13 protein-coding genes are annotated in these 13798 nt (G+C 37.1%); 8 read left to right on the forward strand and 5 right to left on the reverse strand.

Annotated features, from left to right (window positions below):
• Window positions 1–41: 41 nt before the first annotated feature.
• On the forward strand, window positions 42–1298 hold the full coding sequence (locus tag AB8P06_RS18035) for an NAD(P)/FAD-dependent oxidoreductase (RefSeq protein WP_369843629.1): 1257 nt from the start codon (window positions 42–44) through the stop codon (window positions 1296–1298).
• Window positions 1299–1330: 32 nt separating this feature from the next.
• Here AB8P06_RS18035 and AB8P06_RS18040 read toward each other — a convergent pair whose 3' ends face one another.
• The 3 genes from AB8P06_RS18040 to AB8P06_RS18050 all read right to left on the reverse strand — a co-directional run bounded on the left by AB8P06_RS18040 (window position 1331) and on the right by AB8P06_RS18050 (window position 5084).
• The gene (locus AB8P06_RS18040) at window positions 1331–1933 is read right to left on the reverse strand and encodes a hypothetical protein (protein ID WP_369843630.1); all 603 of its coding nucleotides are present in this window, start codon (window positions 1931–1933) and stop codon (window positions 1331–1333) included.
• A gap of 80 nt (window positions 1934–2013) precedes the next feature.
• Window positions 2014–3306 (reverse strand): flexirubin biosynthesis putative acyl-CoA ligase FlxY, encoded by a 1293-nt coding sequence (gene flxY / locus AB8P06_RS18045; RefSeq protein WP_369843631.1) that lies wholly within the window; start codon window positions 3304–3306, stop codon window positions 2014–2016.
• 89 nt (window positions 3307–3395) lie between these two features.
• Window positions 3396–5084, reverse strand: coding sequence for a M23 family metallopeptidase (locus AB8P06_RS18050; RefSeq protein ID WP_369843632.1), 1689 nt, complete (start codon window positions 5082–5084; stop codon window positions 3396–3398).
• Between the two features lie 379 nt (window positions 5085–5463).
• On the opposite strand from AB8P06_RS18050, the gene ileS reads away from it, so the two are divergent.
• The 7 genes from ileS (at window position 5464) to trpS (ending at window position 12378) form a co-directional block, all read left to right on the forward strand.
• Complete coding sequence (gene ileS / locus AB8P06_RS18055; RefSeq protein ID WP_369843633.1) at window positions 5464–8853, forward strand: isoleucine--tRNA ligase; 3390 nt, start codon at window positions 5464–5466, stop codon at window positions 8851–8853.
• 58 nt (window positions 8854–8911) lie between these two features.
• Complete coding sequence (locus AB8P06_RS18060) at window positions 8912–9292, forward strand: TraR/DksA family transcriptional regulator (protein ID WP_002983772.1); 381 nt, start codon at window positions 8912–8914, stop codon at window positions 9290–9292.
• Between the two features lie 80 nt (window positions 9293–9372).
• The gene (locus AB8P06_RS18065) at window positions 9373–9618 is read left to right on the forward strand and encodes a DUF6576 domain-containing protein (RefSeq protein ID WP_369843634.1); all 246 of its coding nucleotides are present in this window, start codon (window positions 9373–9375) and stop codon (window positions 9616–9618) included.
• 14 nt (window positions 9619–9632) lie between these two features.
• Window positions 9633–9824, forward strand: a complete 192-nt coding sequence (locus tag AB8P06_RS18070; RefSeq protein ID WP_369843635.1) for a DUF2683 family protein — start codon at window positions 9633–9635, stop codon at window positions 9822–9824.
• Window positions 9824–10462: a lipoprotein signal peptidase gene (locus AB8P06_RS18075; RefSeq protein ID WP_369843636.1), complete on the forward strand. Its 639-nt coding sequence runs from the start codon at window positions 9824–9826 to the stop codon at window positions 10460–10462. The genes AB8P06_RS18070 and AB8P06_RS18075 overlap by 1 nt, the downstream gene beginning before the upstream one ends.
• Window positions 10463–10475: 13 nt before the next feature.
• Complete coding sequence (locus tag AB8P06_RS18080) at window positions 10476–11120, forward strand: SanA/YdcF family protein (protein WP_369843637.1); 645 nt, start codon at window positions 10476–10478, stop codon at window positions 11118–11120.
• A 289-nt stretch (window positions 11121–11409) separates the two neighbouring features.
• Window positions 11410–12378, forward strand: a complete 969-nt coding sequence (trpS, locus tag AB8P06_RS18085; protein WP_369843638.1) for a tryptophan--tRNA ligase — start codon at window positions 11410–11412, stop codon at window positions 12376–12378.
• Window positions 12379–12465: 87 nt separating this feature from the next.
• Here trpS and AB8P06_RS18090 read toward each other — a convergent pair whose 3' ends face one another.
• Together AB8P06_RS18090 and AB8P06_RS18095 are read right to left on the reverse strand one after the other, a co-directional pair.
• A complete protein-coding gene (locus AB8P06_RS18090) occupies window positions 12466–12933 on the reverse strand; it encodes a hypothetical protein (RefSeq protein WP_369843639.1) in 468 nt (155 codons plus the stop codon).
• Between the two features lies 1 nt (window position 12934).
• Window positions 12935–13630: a YjjG family noncanonical pyrimidine nucleotidase gene (locus AB8P06_RS18095; protein ID WP_369843640.1), complete on the reverse strand. Its 696-nt coding sequence runs from the start codon at window positions 13628–13630 to the stop codon at window positions 12935–12937.
• Window positions 13631–13798: the final 168 nt, after the last annotated feature.

Below are 13798 nucleotides of genomic sequence, written 5' to 3' on the forward strand. Positions count from 1 at the left end.
GCGGCAAAGATAGAAGTTATTATTAAAATAAAAAATCAAAGATGAGCAAAGAATTTGTTGATGTTCTTGTAATCGGTGCCGGACCTTCCGGCTGCGTATCTTCCTCATATTTAAAGAAGAACAACATCAACGTAAAAGTTGTTGAAAAAACAAAATTCCCAAGACTTGTTGTCGGTGAAAGCCTGATTCCCCGTGTGATGGACCATTTTGATGAAGCCGGGCTTTTTCCCGCGCTGGATAAAATGGGTTTTGAAAAAAAGCTGGGTGCACGTTTTTTAAGAGGCGACGAGGTTTGCATTTTTGATTTCAGTGATAAATTCGGTGAAGGATGGGATTGGACGTGGCAGGTTCCCAGAGCTGATTTTGATAATACTTTAGCTAATGAAGTCATTAATAAAGGTATTGACCTTGAATTTGAAACTGAAGTTATTGGTATTAATTTTAATGGAACAGATTCTGTCACTACCGTAAAAAATAAAAACGGAGAAACCAAAGAGATCCATGCCAAATTTGTAATTGATTCCAGTGGTTACGGAAGGGTTTTGCCCCGTCTTCTTGATCTTGAAAAACCGTCAAAGCTTTCTCCACATTCCGCCATTTTTGCTCATGTAGAAGATGTCAACAGAGAAGAAGGAGAAGAGGGAACTTTGATTTCTTTCGATATTATAGAAACTGAGGTATGGCTTTGGGTAATTCCTTTTTCCAACGGAAATACAAGTGTGGGGATTGTAGGGCCTACAGATTATATTGAAAAGTTATCCGAAACCGGAGATCCTGCAGAAGCTTTGAGAAAAGCAATCTCTCTTTCCGATTATTATGTAAAACGTTTCGGAGATATAGATTTTCTTTTTGAACCGAAACATCTGAAAGATTATTCCTGCTCGGTAAAGAAATTATTCGGTGACGGATTTGCTTTAACGGGAAATGCTTCGGAATTCCTTGATCCTGTTTTTTCATCAGGAATGGCTTTTGCAACTGAGTCCGGAATGCTTGCCGCAAAACTGGCCTTAAGACAATTGAACGGTGAGAAAATCGACTGGCAGACCGATTACACGGATTATATTTTATATGGTGTGGATGTTTTCACTACGTATGTGAAGGAATGGTATACGGGAAATCTTCAGGAATTATTTTTCCACCAACCGGAAAACCCGGACGTAAAGAAAAAAATATGTGCGGTTTTAGCGGGTTATGTCTGGAATAAAGACAATCCGTTTGTGAAGAAGCATGATACTGTGATTAAAAATCTTGCCAACCTGATTAAACTGGAGAAACAGGAACAGCAGAAACAGCAATAAAAAAAAACGGTCTGAAAATTCAGACCGTTTTTTTATTTTAAATCTCTTTCGATTCTCTGGGCAAGGGTTTTACCTGTTTTGGCAAAACCTTCTCCTACTCTGGTTTCATTATTAAAATTACTTCCCCACTGATCTCCCGGAGCGTCAGTGCTTTCTATATCGCACAACACTTTTTTAGAGTCCGTTTCCACAAAAGTAAGCTGTGTAGTCACTTTTGCAGGCTGCTTCATGATTCCGGCATCCCAACCCGGATAAATCCATTTCACTTTAACAATCAGAGTATATGGACTTTGCGCATTTTCTTTAAGCTTTGTGTTAATATTTTCTTTTGACAAGATTTTATTGAATAACATAATGAATTTAGGATTCCAAAGCTCTTCTTTACTTCTCTCCCACTGCTTTTTCCAGATATCTCCGCTTCCTTCAGTTTTTTTATTCAGTTCTTCGATTCTTTTTGGAATGTATTCTGCTTCGGTATAGTTTTCTTTCAACAGCTTCATATCTGTGTAATCAAAAACAACATTTACAACTTCAGTTCCTTTTAAGAATTTTGCATCTCCGCTCTGAATCTTAAATTTTTGAGCAAGAACGATTGTTGACACCGTAAAAAGGATCAACAAAAATAATTTTTTCATAGTTTATTAATTCTAATATTTAAGAGCCCAAAGATATTATAAAAAGTAAAACTTCTCTACTCTTTCTGCCAGATTTAATTTCATCGTAAATCAACAAAAGTAATCGGTTTTCTGCTGTTTGGGTGGTACACTGTTTTAGATAAAATATCGAAATCTATCACTTCGATTTTGGGGCTTACCCTTAGTTTTGCCCGGAAATGGTCTCTTACTTCATTCACAAAACTCTCAGACTCACTATCTGTACTTAATCTGATGATAATTTCATCCAACCCGATTTCATTGGACTGAATAACGATCTGATAGCATAAGATATTGTTGAAATCATTCAGAATATCATTCATGGCAGGTGGGTACAGAGTTGTTCCCTTATATTTAATCATGTGCTGTTTTCTTCCGACTACAGGGCCTAACCGCATCGTATTTCTTCCGCATTCGCAGGGCTCATCATGTGCTTTTACAATATCTCCTGTTTTAAACCTCAGCAAAGGAATTGCTTCAACCCCTAATGTTGTGATGGTCAGCTCTCCGCTTTCACCTTCTTTCACCGGATTTTCGTTATCATCAAGAATTTCCGTAATGATTAATTCAGGATGGTGATGGCCTCCGATCTGAAATTCGCATTCTGTAAAGGCTGTACTCATTTCGGTAGACGCATAGGTGGAAAAAAGTTTTATATCCCATTTTTCTTTGATCTTCTGTGAAAGGATATTATCTGTAAAATCCTGGTTTTTGATACTTTCTCCAATGCAAACAGCCCCATAGACACTTGAGTTTTTATAATCCAATTCATGTTTTTCGGCATAGTCAATCATTTTCAGAAGAAAGGAAGGTACGGTAATCAGATATTTCGGCTGGTATCTGAAAATAGAATCCCATTGAAGCTCCGGAATTCCCGGTCCCATTCTGACCACACTTGCACCCATTTTTCTTAAACCTAAGAAATAGGCCAGGCCTGCCATAAACCGTTTGTCAATTGTTGTAATCATCTGTACAACATCTCCTTTTTGTATTCCTGCACAGGCAAAGGAAATCGCTTCATTATAAGCCAGCCTTTCAAGGTCATTGTCGGACAAACCGAAAGTAACGGGATCTCCCAGTGTCCCGGAAGTTGTACTGTAATCTACAATCTTATCCGGTGTTATACAGAAAAAATCATGATTGTATTGCTGCAGGTCATTCTTTGTGGTTGTCGGGATTTTCTGCAGATCCTCCAAAGTACGGATAGCCTCAGTTTTGATATTATTTTCCCTGAACAGCTTTTGGTAAAAAGGAGAATTCCCTTCAAGGTAAATCAACAGTTCCTGAAGTTTTCCCTCCTGGAATGCTTTTATTTCCTGAATACCTGCTTTCTCGATTGACGGATGAAATTCCAATGATTTTAATTTTTAATGAGCAAATTTATTAAATAAATATTGTAGAATGTATTCAGGTAAAATGTATTCACGATTTTCAGCTACTGATCTTATCTCTGAAAGGTAAAAATTTGTGTATTTGTATTTCCGGCAGTATTGGTTGTCGTTACTTTTAAAGTATGTTGGCCTGAACCTTTCGGGCACTTCTCATCAAAAGTATAAACAAAATCATCTTTTACCCTGGCAAAACGGAGCCATCTTCCATCCAGCTCTGCACGGAATGAAACAATATCGCCAACCCTGGTTGTACCTTTCAACCGTAAAGAGCTGCTGTTAATCAGGGCACCATCCTTCCAAACCGGCGAAACAGACGGAAGATTATTGTCCAGGATTAATTTTGCCGTGCCTAATCTGTTGAATTGCCCTTCTACCTGGTCACCATCCCATTTTCCTTTTACTACATCCCTATCGCTTTCGTAGTCAAGCATCATAATCACTTTATCTTTTTCTGCGTTGGTTAATTTTCTGTTGGGTTTTATTCTCAACATATAATTGTCATGAATAGGAATGTAAGGATTATGCAAAACAATATTATTTGAAACCGCATTCAAATCAGTGTCGAATTTTTCATAGGCATTAAAATTCAAGGCATCATACACTGCATTTCTGCTAAAACTGATCTCTGCATTTTCGGTTGTAATCGTTTTTCCGTCGCCCGGCATCACCGTTTTACCTGTGGAAGAAACTTTATCTGACGCTGTATTGAACTGAACTTTTGTGATCAGCCGGCTTGTATTTCCGTTTACATCTTTTAAAATAATTTCAATGTTATGAACTTCTTCATCCTGAAGATTTATAATTCCTGACATGTTCGGAACACTGTAATTCTGAAGTTTCATCCCAGGTAAAACCGACAAATGCTGAATATTCATTTTATCTCTGATAAATTTGGTATAGTCTATACAGCCGTTCTGATAGCGGGTATCATCATAACTTATCTTATCAATGGAAAAACCATACACCAACTTTCCATCCATCAATAATTCTGCCTGATAAATTCCAAGATTAAACCCTTTATTGGCTTTATCCACAGCTTTAACAGCAAAGCTTATTGACGGTGAATTTACCTGAACCATATTCGTTGTATAGGTATTTCCTGCTTTTTTAACAGTAATTCCATTTGCGCCCGGTTCATACGTACTGAAACGCCGGTCATACCAATAAAGCCCGCTGATAACCGGAGCAATGCTATCCGGAATATCAAAACCAAAGAGCAAAGGATTGAGACATTCTTCCGTTTTGGTATCCCTTATTTCAAAATGTAAATGGGGTCCTGCCGAGCCGCCCGTATTTCCGCTCAAAGCGATCAGCTGCCCTTTGGTTACCGGAAACTGATCAGGAGAAAAGGTAATATCCTGCTCCCATTTTTCATCTTTGTATTGTTTTTCTTTTACGTATTCATCCAGCTTGTCGAAGTATTTGTTTAAATGGGCATAGACGGTTGTATAACCATTGGGATGTGTGATGTACACTGCATTCCCAAAGCCGTACCGTTCCACTTTTATCCTGCTTACATAGCCATCTGCTGCGGCAACCACTGATAAGTTTTCCTGGCTGTTGGTTCTCAGATCCAATCCCATATGAAAATGATTGGTCCTTACCGCTCCGAAATTGGCTGCCAACTGTATGGGAATATTTAAAGGGTTCCGGAAATAATTCTGTGGATAATTATTTTGAGCCTGTGTGATGATGCTATTGATGATACAAACAAAAAGCATCAGTTTATAAAATATTTTCATACAGCATTGGGTTTATATCTATTTAAATATACAAAATTTAAATAATGAGGAATGGTTTTTTATTCTTTACGATTTATTTCTTTAACCACAGATTGCACAAATTTTCACAGATGATTGCGTATAGAAATGCGGCATATTTAAAAAGTTATTGGAAATCCTGTTATGAGTTCTGGTTAAAATGTCATTGGAATTCATCTTAAATAGTTATGAAGAATTGACTTATTTACCATTTACGATTCACACTAAAAAAACAGCTCGTTATTATATTTCTGAAATTGAACTTTTTAATAGATGATATCAAAATAAAACATATATTATAAACCGACAAATTTTAGTAAATTTGCCAACTTAATTAATCAACGATATTGAGATATTTACAATGAGCCAATTTAAAGAATATAAAAACCTCAACCTTATTGATATAGCCGAGAACGTATCGGAATTTTGGAAACAAAATAAAACTTTCAATAAAAGTGTTGAAATCCGCGAAGGTCAGCCTGAGTTTGTATTTTATGAAGGTCCGCCTTCAGCAAACGGTATGCCCGGAATTCACCACGTAATGGCGAGAGCGTTAAAAGATATTTTCTGCCGTTACCAGACTCAGAACGGAAAACAGGTTTTTCGTAAAGCGGGTTGGGATACACACGGACTTCCTGTAGAACTGGGTGTTGAAAAGGAATTAGGAATTACAAAGGAAGATATTGGCAAAAAAATCTCTATTGAAGATTACAACAAAGCATGTCGTGAAGCGGTAATGCGTTATACGGACGTGTGGAATAACCTTACTGAGAAAATCGGATATTGGGTAGATCTTGATGATCCGTATATCACTTATAAGTCAAAATATATGGAGACGGTTTGGTGGCTGCTGAAACAATTGTATACCAAAGATCTGTTGTACAAGGGATACACCATACAGCCTTACTCTCCGAAAGCAGGAACAGGACTTTCTTCTCACGAGCTAAATCAGCCCGGGACATATCGTGATGTTTCAGACACTACGATCGTGGCTCAGTTTAATGTAAAGAAAGAATCTTCTGAATTGTTCAGCGATGTAGACGGCGATGTAAATATCCTGGCATGGACGACCACCCCATGGACACTGCCTTCCAATACTGCCCTTGCGGTAGGAAGAGATATTGAATATGTTGTTGTAAAAACATTCAATCAGTATACATTTGAGCCTGTAACGGTTGTTTTAGCGAGAGTACTTTTAGAAAAGAACTTCGGTAAGAAATATGTTGCCGGAACTGATGAAGATTTTGCCAACTATACTTCGGAGAGCAAAACAATTCCATATCAGATTTTAAAAGAATTCACCGGAGATAAGCTTGCAGGAACTCAATATGAGCAGCTGATCCCTTGGTTTACACCCACTGAAACCCCTGAAAAAGCATTCAGAGTGATTTTGGGAGATTTTGTAACGACGGAAGACGGTACCGGTATCGTTCACATCGCGCCGACTTTTGGTGCAGATGATGCCAGAGTTGCAAAAGATGCCGGAGTTCCGCCGATGTTGGTAAAAGATGAGAATGACAATCTTGTTCCGTTGGTAGATTTACAGGGTAGATTCATCAAAGGAGATAATGTTCCGGAAGTTTTCTCAGGAAAATATATCAAAAATGAATATTATGATGACGGAACTGCCCCTGAAAAATCATGGGATGTAGAACTGGCTATCTTATTAAAAACTGAAAATAAAGCTTTCAAAGTAGAGAAATACGTTCACTCGTATCCTCACTGCTGGAGAACTGATAAACCCGTGTTGTATTATCCATTGGATTCATGGTTTGTGAAAATGACCGCTGTAAAAGACAGGCTGGTTAATTTAAACAAAGAAATCAACTGGAAACCGAAAGCAACCGGGGAAGGGCGTTTTGCCAACTGGCTTGAAAATGTAAACGACTGGAACTTATCCCGTTCAAGATATTGGGGCATCCCATTACCGATCTGGAGAACTGATGACCTGAAAGAAGAAAAGATTATCGGTTCTGTAGAAGAATTATACAACGAGATCGAGAAATCTGTTGCAGCCGGATTGATGAAAGAAAATCCATTCAAAGGATTTGTGATCGGAAATATGTCTGAGCAGAATTATGCTTTGGTTGATCTACACAAAAATGTGGTTGACAAGGTAGTTCTTGTTTCAGATTCAGGAAGAGAAATGAAACGTGAAAGCGATCTGATTGATGTATGGTTCGATTCAGGTTCCATGCCGTATGCGCAGTTGCATTATCCTTTTGAGAACAAAGAATTGATCGATAATAAAAAAGCATTCCCTGCAGACTTCATCGCAGAAGGTGTTGACCAGACCCGTGGTTGGTTCTATACTCTTCACGCGATCGGAACTGCGGTTTTTGATTCGGTTGCTTATAAAAACGTAATGAGCAACGGGCTTGTTTTGGATAAAAACGGCCAGAAAATGTCTAAACGTTTAGGAAATGCAGTAGATCCTTTCGAAACACTTTCTGTTTACGGACCGGATGCCACCCGTTGGTATATGATCTCGAATGCAAACCCCTGGGAAAACCTGAAATTTGATATCGAAGGAATTGATGAAGTAAGAAGAAAATTCTTCGGAACCCTTTATAATACATATTCATTCTTTGCTTTGTATGCGAATGTTGACGAATTCAACTATTCGGAAAAAGAAGTGGAAAACCGTCCTGAAATCGACAGATGGATCCTTTCTGAATTAAATTTATTAATCAAAGAAGTAAAAGCATTCTACGAAGATTACGAGCCGACAAGAGTTGCGAGAGCCATCAGCAATTTTGTGAATGATAATTTGAGTAACTGGTACGTAAGATTATGCAGAAGACGTTTCTGGAAAGGGGATTATTCGGAAGACAAAATCTCTGCCTACCAGACTTTATACACTTGTCTGGAAACTATTGCCAAATTATCTGCACCAATCGCTCCGTTCTTTATGGATCAGTTGTATCAGGATTTAAATAAAGTAACAGGAAAAGAAATCTGCGAGTCTGTACACCTTACGGATTTCCCGGTTGCTGATGAAAGCTTAATCGATCAGGACCTGGTTGAGAAAACACATCTGGCACAGAACATCACCAGTATGGTTTTCTCTCTGAGAAAGAAAGAGAATATAAAAGTACGCCAGCCATTACAAAAAGTACTGGTCCCTGTATTGGATTCTAAGGCTGAAGAGCAGATCCTGGCCGTTGCAGACCTGATCAAGCAGGAAGTGAATGTAAAAGAATTGCAGTTAATTAATGCTGAGGAAGCATCTCATTTAATTGTAAAGCAAATTAAGCCCAACTTCAAAGCTCTTGGTCCTAAATTAGGAAAAGACATGAAAGTAGTGGGCGGTGAAATAGCCAATCTTACCACAGAACAGATTTCAAGCCTTGAAAAAGAAGGAAAAATTGATGTTCAGGGATATGAGATCACCCTTTCCGATGTTGAAATCTCCACTAAGGATATTCCGGGCTGGACAGTAACATCTGATGGAAAAACAACTGTGGCACTAGATTTGAAGTTAACAGACGAGTTAAAATCTGAAGGTATTGCAAGAGAATTTATCAACAGAATTCAAAACCTGAGAAAAGACAAGGATTTTGAACTGACTGACAGGATCAATATTTTCGTGGAAAAAAATTCACCTTTCCTTGATGATATTAAGAAAAATGAAGAATATATTTCTTCAGAGGTCTTGTCAAATAAAATAGAAATTGTATCTTCACTTTCAAATTTTAACGAAATCGAAATAGATGAGGTTAATTTTAAGATAAATGTTGAAAAAAATTAACATATAGTTATTGGATTTCAAATTCCATTTCATAATTTTATTAAAAAGAGAAAAGAACATGTCAGACGAAAGAGTAAGATATAGCGATGCTGATTTACAAGAATTTAAAGCTATAATAAAAGAAAAAATAGAAAAAGCAGAAAAAGATTTACAGCTGATCAGAGAAAGTTTTATCAACGACCAGAATAATGGAACTGATGATACTTCACCTACCTTCAAAGCTTTTGAAGAAGGAGCGGAAACTCTGAGCAAGGAACAAAATTCTATTCTGGCAGGAAGACAGGAAAAATTCGTGCGGGATCTTAAAAATGCTTTAATCAGAATTGAAAATAAAACCTATGGTGTTTGCAGGGTAACAGGAAAATTAATTCCTAAGGAAAGACTTTTAGCCGTTCCTCATGCCACACTGAGCATCGAAGCGAAAAATATGCAGAAATAACCGTAAGGTTTGTAAAATAAATTTGGGTTTATATCGTATTTCATGAAATACTTTATAAACCTAATTTTTAATTTATATCCATGAGCGAATTATTAATTTTAGGAATTATCGTTGCTGTAGTTCTATTGTTTTTCAACAGGGATTGGATCAAAAACAGATTCTTTCCAGACAAACAGAGAAACTACACCATAGATGACCAGTTTAATTCCGATAAACGCGAAAGGGAAAAAGAAATCGACCGGCTTTTAAGTAAAATGGGCAAAAACGGCATCAATGACCTGTCTGCAAAAGACAGGAAAAGATTGGATGAGCTGTCCAGAAAATAAATAAATTGAAGAGAATGGAATCTATCATAGTACACACTAAAAATGCAATGGAACTTAATGCCCTGAAAAGTGTTTTAAAAGAGATGAACATTAAGTTTGAAAAGTTTCATACCAAAAATACACACCACAACCAGAAAACAATTAAAAAGATTGTTGACAGGAAAAACGAGAAAATAGCAAAACCGTTTAAACCCAAAGGATTGTAATGAAAAAAATATTAGCCATCACATTTTTGGTGTTATTAATCGACCAGGCTTCAAAAATTTATATTAAAACCCATTTCAATCTGGACGACAGTGTCAGCGTTTTTCCAGGATTCAGACTGACTTTTGTGGAAAATCCGGGAATGGCATATGGACTTCATTTCGGCGGGGTTATTGGAAAATATTTTCTGGTAATCTTAAGGCTTTTCCTGATCGGCGGAATGGTTTATATGTTTAAAAAATGGTTAAAGCAGGGAGCTTCCAACTATCTTTTAATTCCAATGGCAATCATTTTTGCCGGAGCTATCGGAAATATTATTGACGGTATGTTTTACGGACTTATCTTTGACAGCGGAACCGTTTATGATCCAAGCATCGACCGATGGATCGGGTACGGCGGAGTTTCCAAGATCGTTCCTTTCGGTGAAGGGTATTCTACTTTCATGAAAGGCTGTGTGGTTGATATGCTGCATTTTCCTTTAGTAGACTGGAACGTTCCTGAAGATGTACCTTTAATCGGCGGTAAGCATATTGAATTCTTCAAATATATTTTCAATGTTGCCGATTCAGCCATTACGGTAGGAGCAGCACTGTTGTTAATATTCAGAAAGAAAGCGTTCCCGAACGGACTCGAGTTTTAGAAGACATTATCGAATGAAAAAAATAATCAGAACTCTGTTTAAAATTTTCCTGCTTCTTCTCGTTGCAGGAATTATTTTTATTGCCTGGGCCAATTACAGCATCAGAAAGGAAAGTGATGCATTTGTATCATACAAAATTTCAGATATTCCCGAAACCAAAACAGCATTACTTTTGGGAACCGGTAAAAACCTGAGCAACGGAATGCCCAATGCCTATTTCTATAACAGGATTCAGGCAGCAATAGATCTGTACAAAAGCGGAAAGATAAAGTACATCATCGTAAGTGGCGACAACAGCACGAAAGATTATAATGAGCCGGAAGATATGCAGCTTACCCTGATGAAATATGGTATTCCGAAAGATAAAATATTTATGGATCATGCAGGTTTCAGGACTCTGGATTCTGTAGTAAGGGCGAAAGAAATTTTCGGACAAACAAAGCTGGTTATTATTTCACAGAAATTCCACAACGAAAGAGCAGTCTTCTTAGCCCGTAAAAACGGAATTGAAGCTTACGGTTACAATGCGAATGATGTGAATAAATATGCAGGCTTTAAGACGAACATGCGGGAATATGTTGCAAAAGCGAAAGTATATTGGGATCTCATTCTGGGTGTTGAACCGAAATTCGGAGGTGATAGGATTTTAATTCCTTAACAATTCCAAAATCTCAGGTGGATTCGAGTGCCTCAGCCACCTGAAGGAGTTTTTAAGTTTCGGCTAAAGCCTGATTGGAAGGCTTATTTTTGTGAAAGCGGGCTAAAGCCCGCTCCTATTGAATAATTATTTCCCGCCGATGTTTATCCAAAAAATCTTTTAATCTTTTAATCTTTTAATCTTTTAATCTTTTAATCTTTTAATCTTTTAATCTTTTAATCTTTAGATTCATTATTCCCACAAACCTCTTAAATTTGCAATTCATTAATTTTTATAAACAATAAAACAAATGTCAAGAATTCTTACCGGCATACAAGCCACCGGAACCCCACACCTTGGAAATCTTTTAGGGGCAATTATTCCTGCTGTTGAGCTATCAAAACAGGAAGGAAACGAATCATTTTTATTCATCGCCAATCTGCATTCACTTACGCAGATTAAAGACGCGAAAGAACTAAGACAAAATACCTACGAGATTGCTGCGGCTTGGCTTGCTTGTGGATTAGATACCGAAAAAACATTTTTTTACAGACAGAGTGATATCCCTGAAACCTGTGAACTATCTTGGCATTTATCATGTTTTTTTCCTTATCAGAGATTAACACTTGCCCATTCTTTCAAAGATAAGGCAGACCGTCTTCAGGATGTAAACGCAGGGTTATTTACTTACCCGATTTTAATGGCTGCAGATATTTTGCTGTATGATGCAGAGATCGTTCCTGTAGGAAAAGATCAGCTTCAGCATTTGGAGATTGCACGTGATGTAGCTTCAAGATTCAATAATCAGATGGGTGAAGTCCTGGTACTTCCTCAGGCTGAGCTTCAGGAGAATACAAAATATGTTCCCGGAACAGACGGACAGAAAATGTCTAAATCCAGAGGGAATATCATCAATATCTTCTTGCCTGATAAAGAACTGAAAAAACAGGTAATGAGCATAGAAACAGATTCCAAATCTCTGGAAGAACCGAAAGATCCTTCTACAGACAAAGTTTTTGCCATCTATGAGCTGATTGCAACTCCTGAACAAACGGAAGAATTAAGAGCAAAATACCTGGCCGGAAACTTTGGTTACGGGCACGCAAAAACAGAGCTTTTAAACCTGATTCTAACCCGTTTTGCTAAGGAAAGAGAAACATTCAGCTATTATATGACCCATCTGGATGAACTGGAAGTAAAACTACAGGAAGGTGCTGAAAAGACAAGAGCGATTGCAACTCAAACCATAAAAAGAGTAAGAGAAAGTTTAGGAATCTGATTCCTTGCTGCAAACAATAAAAAACAAAAGACTGCTCATAAGGCGGTCTTTGTTTTTTTATTCAATGAAATTTTGACAATAATATATTTATTCAAACTCCCGTCTTTCGGCAGAAGTAAGATTCATGTCATCCAAGATTTTTTCTTTTGACGGTCTTAAAGTTAAAAAATAAAGAACCATCATGGCAGACAACATCAGAAAAACAAGGTTTTCTTCTTTTAAATAGAAAACAATCCCCAATAATGCAGGTGCTTCAACAAAGGCAAATCTCATAATTATTGCACGCTGGATCTTTCCAACCTTACTCTCTATAGTTTCCTGAATCTCAATTTTATCTTTAAGGAAATTGTATCTCATATTGCTTCCGAAAATCCCGCCAATCATAGCAATTAACATAATGGCCAGGAAAGGGTTCTTAAGATCAAAATTAACATCGGTAACGGGATTCATTACGTAGGTCATTGTTCCCATAATAACCATACCACCCAGTAACCCCAAAAAGATGAATGGCAAAACCCTGAAAAGAGAAGCCGGTGTCTGTCGTTGAGCTTTCATATTATAAATAATCTTTAATCTGCAAAAGATGCGTGATTGATTTTAAATTTTCTTCCGGTCTGTTTTCCCTGTACACATCAAAGAAAATCACATCCATTCCGAATCTCTGGGCACCGATTACATCTGCAATCCAGTCGTCTCCGATCAGAATGCTCTCTTCCTTATCTGCATTGGAAAGGCCTAAAGAATATTCGAAAATTAAAGGATTAGGTTTTCTTACCCCAACCGAATCTGCGCTGGTGATGGTTTGGAAATACTTATCAATTCCTGATAAGATACATTTTCTCTCTGTAACTTCCTGAAAACCGTTTGAAATGATGTGTAATGTATAATTTTTTGACTTTAAATAGTCTAAAATATAAGCTGCCCCTTCCACCAATTCGTTATGATTAAGGATTTTATCTAAAAAATGTTCTTCAAAAAACTCTGAAAGATTTTCATCTTCTACTCCAAAATGTTTAAAAGTATCATAAAAGCGATGCTTTCTCAGATATTCTTTACCGATGATTCCATCTCTTATTTGTTCCCAGAGCCTTTCGTTGATATCATGATAAACGGAATGGAATTCTTCAAAATCAATGGCATATTTTAAAGTGATTTCTTCTTTTTCAAAAAGGTCTTTGATAGTAAGGTAAGCGTTCTTGCGATGATCCCAAAGCGTATTGTCGAGATCAAAAAAAATGTGCTGAATTTTCATACAGCACAAAATTAATACTTTTAATTTTTGGAAATCGGATAATTCTTGTTTTTAGCTTTAACTATTTCAAGACTTTTTGAAAAGTTGAGTAAAAAATCAATTGTTTGTTTTTTCGGTTTCAAAGCTTTCACTTTTAAGGAATCATTTTTTTTCATAGGCTAAAATGTT

Origin of the sequence: Chryseobacterium tongliaonense (assembly GCF_041224435.1) — a bacterium.
GTDB lineage: Bacteria > Bacteroidota > Bacteroidia > Flavobacteriales > Weeksellaceae > Chryseobacterium > Chryseobacterium tongliaoense.

Excerpts from the sequence above, each read along its gene's own strand:
- AB8P06_RS18035 (WP_369843629.1), top strand. The coding sequence starts at position 42 with ATGAGCAAAGAATTTGTTGATGTTCTTGTAATCGGTGCCGGACCTTCC.
- AB8P06_RS18040 (WP_369843630.1), bottom strand. The coding sequence starts at position 1,933 with ATGAAAAAATTATTTTTGTTGATCCTTTTTACGGTGTCAACAATCGTT.
- AB8P06_RS18050 (WP_369843632.1), bottom strand. The coding sequence starts at position 5,084 with ATGAAAATATTTTATAAACTGATGCTTTTTGTTTGTATCATCAATAGC.
- ileS (WP_369843633.1), top strand. The coding sequence starts at position 5,464 with ATGAGCCAATTTAAAGAATATAAAAACCTCAACCTTATTGATATAGCC.
- AB8P06_RS18060 (WP_002983772.1), top strand. The coding sequence starts at position 8,912 with ATGTCAGACGAAAGAGTAAGATATAGCGATGCTGATTTACAAGAATTT.
- AB8P06_RS18065 (WP_369843634.1), top strand. The coding sequence starts at position 9,373 with ATGAGCGAATTATTAATTTTAGGAATTATCGTTGCTGTAGTTCTATTG.
- AB8P06_RS18070 (WP_369843635.1), top strand. The coding sequence starts at position 9,633 with ATGGAATCTATCATAGTACACACTAAAAATGCAATGGAACTTAATGCC.
- AB8P06_RS18075 (WP_369843636.1), top strand. The coding sequence starts at position 9,824 with ATGAAAAAAATATTAGCCATCACATTTTTGGTGTTATTAATCGACCAG.
- AB8P06_RS18080 (WP_369843637.1), top strand. The coding sequence starts at position 10,476 with ATGAAAAAAATAATCAGAACTCTGTTTAAAATTTTCCTGCTTCTTCTC.
- trpS (WP_369843638.1), top strand. The coding sequence starts at position 11,410 with ATGTCAAGAATTCTTACCGGCATACAAGCCACCGGAACCCCACACCTT.
- AB8P06_RS18090 (WP_369843639.1), bottom strand. The coding sequence starts at position 12,933 with ATGAAAGCTCAACGACAGACACCGGCTTCTCTTTTCAGGGTTTTGCCA.
- AB8P06_RS18095 (WP_369843640.1), bottom strand. The coding sequence starts at position 13,630 with ATGAAAATTCAGCACATTTTTTTTGATCTCGACAATACGCTTTGGGAT.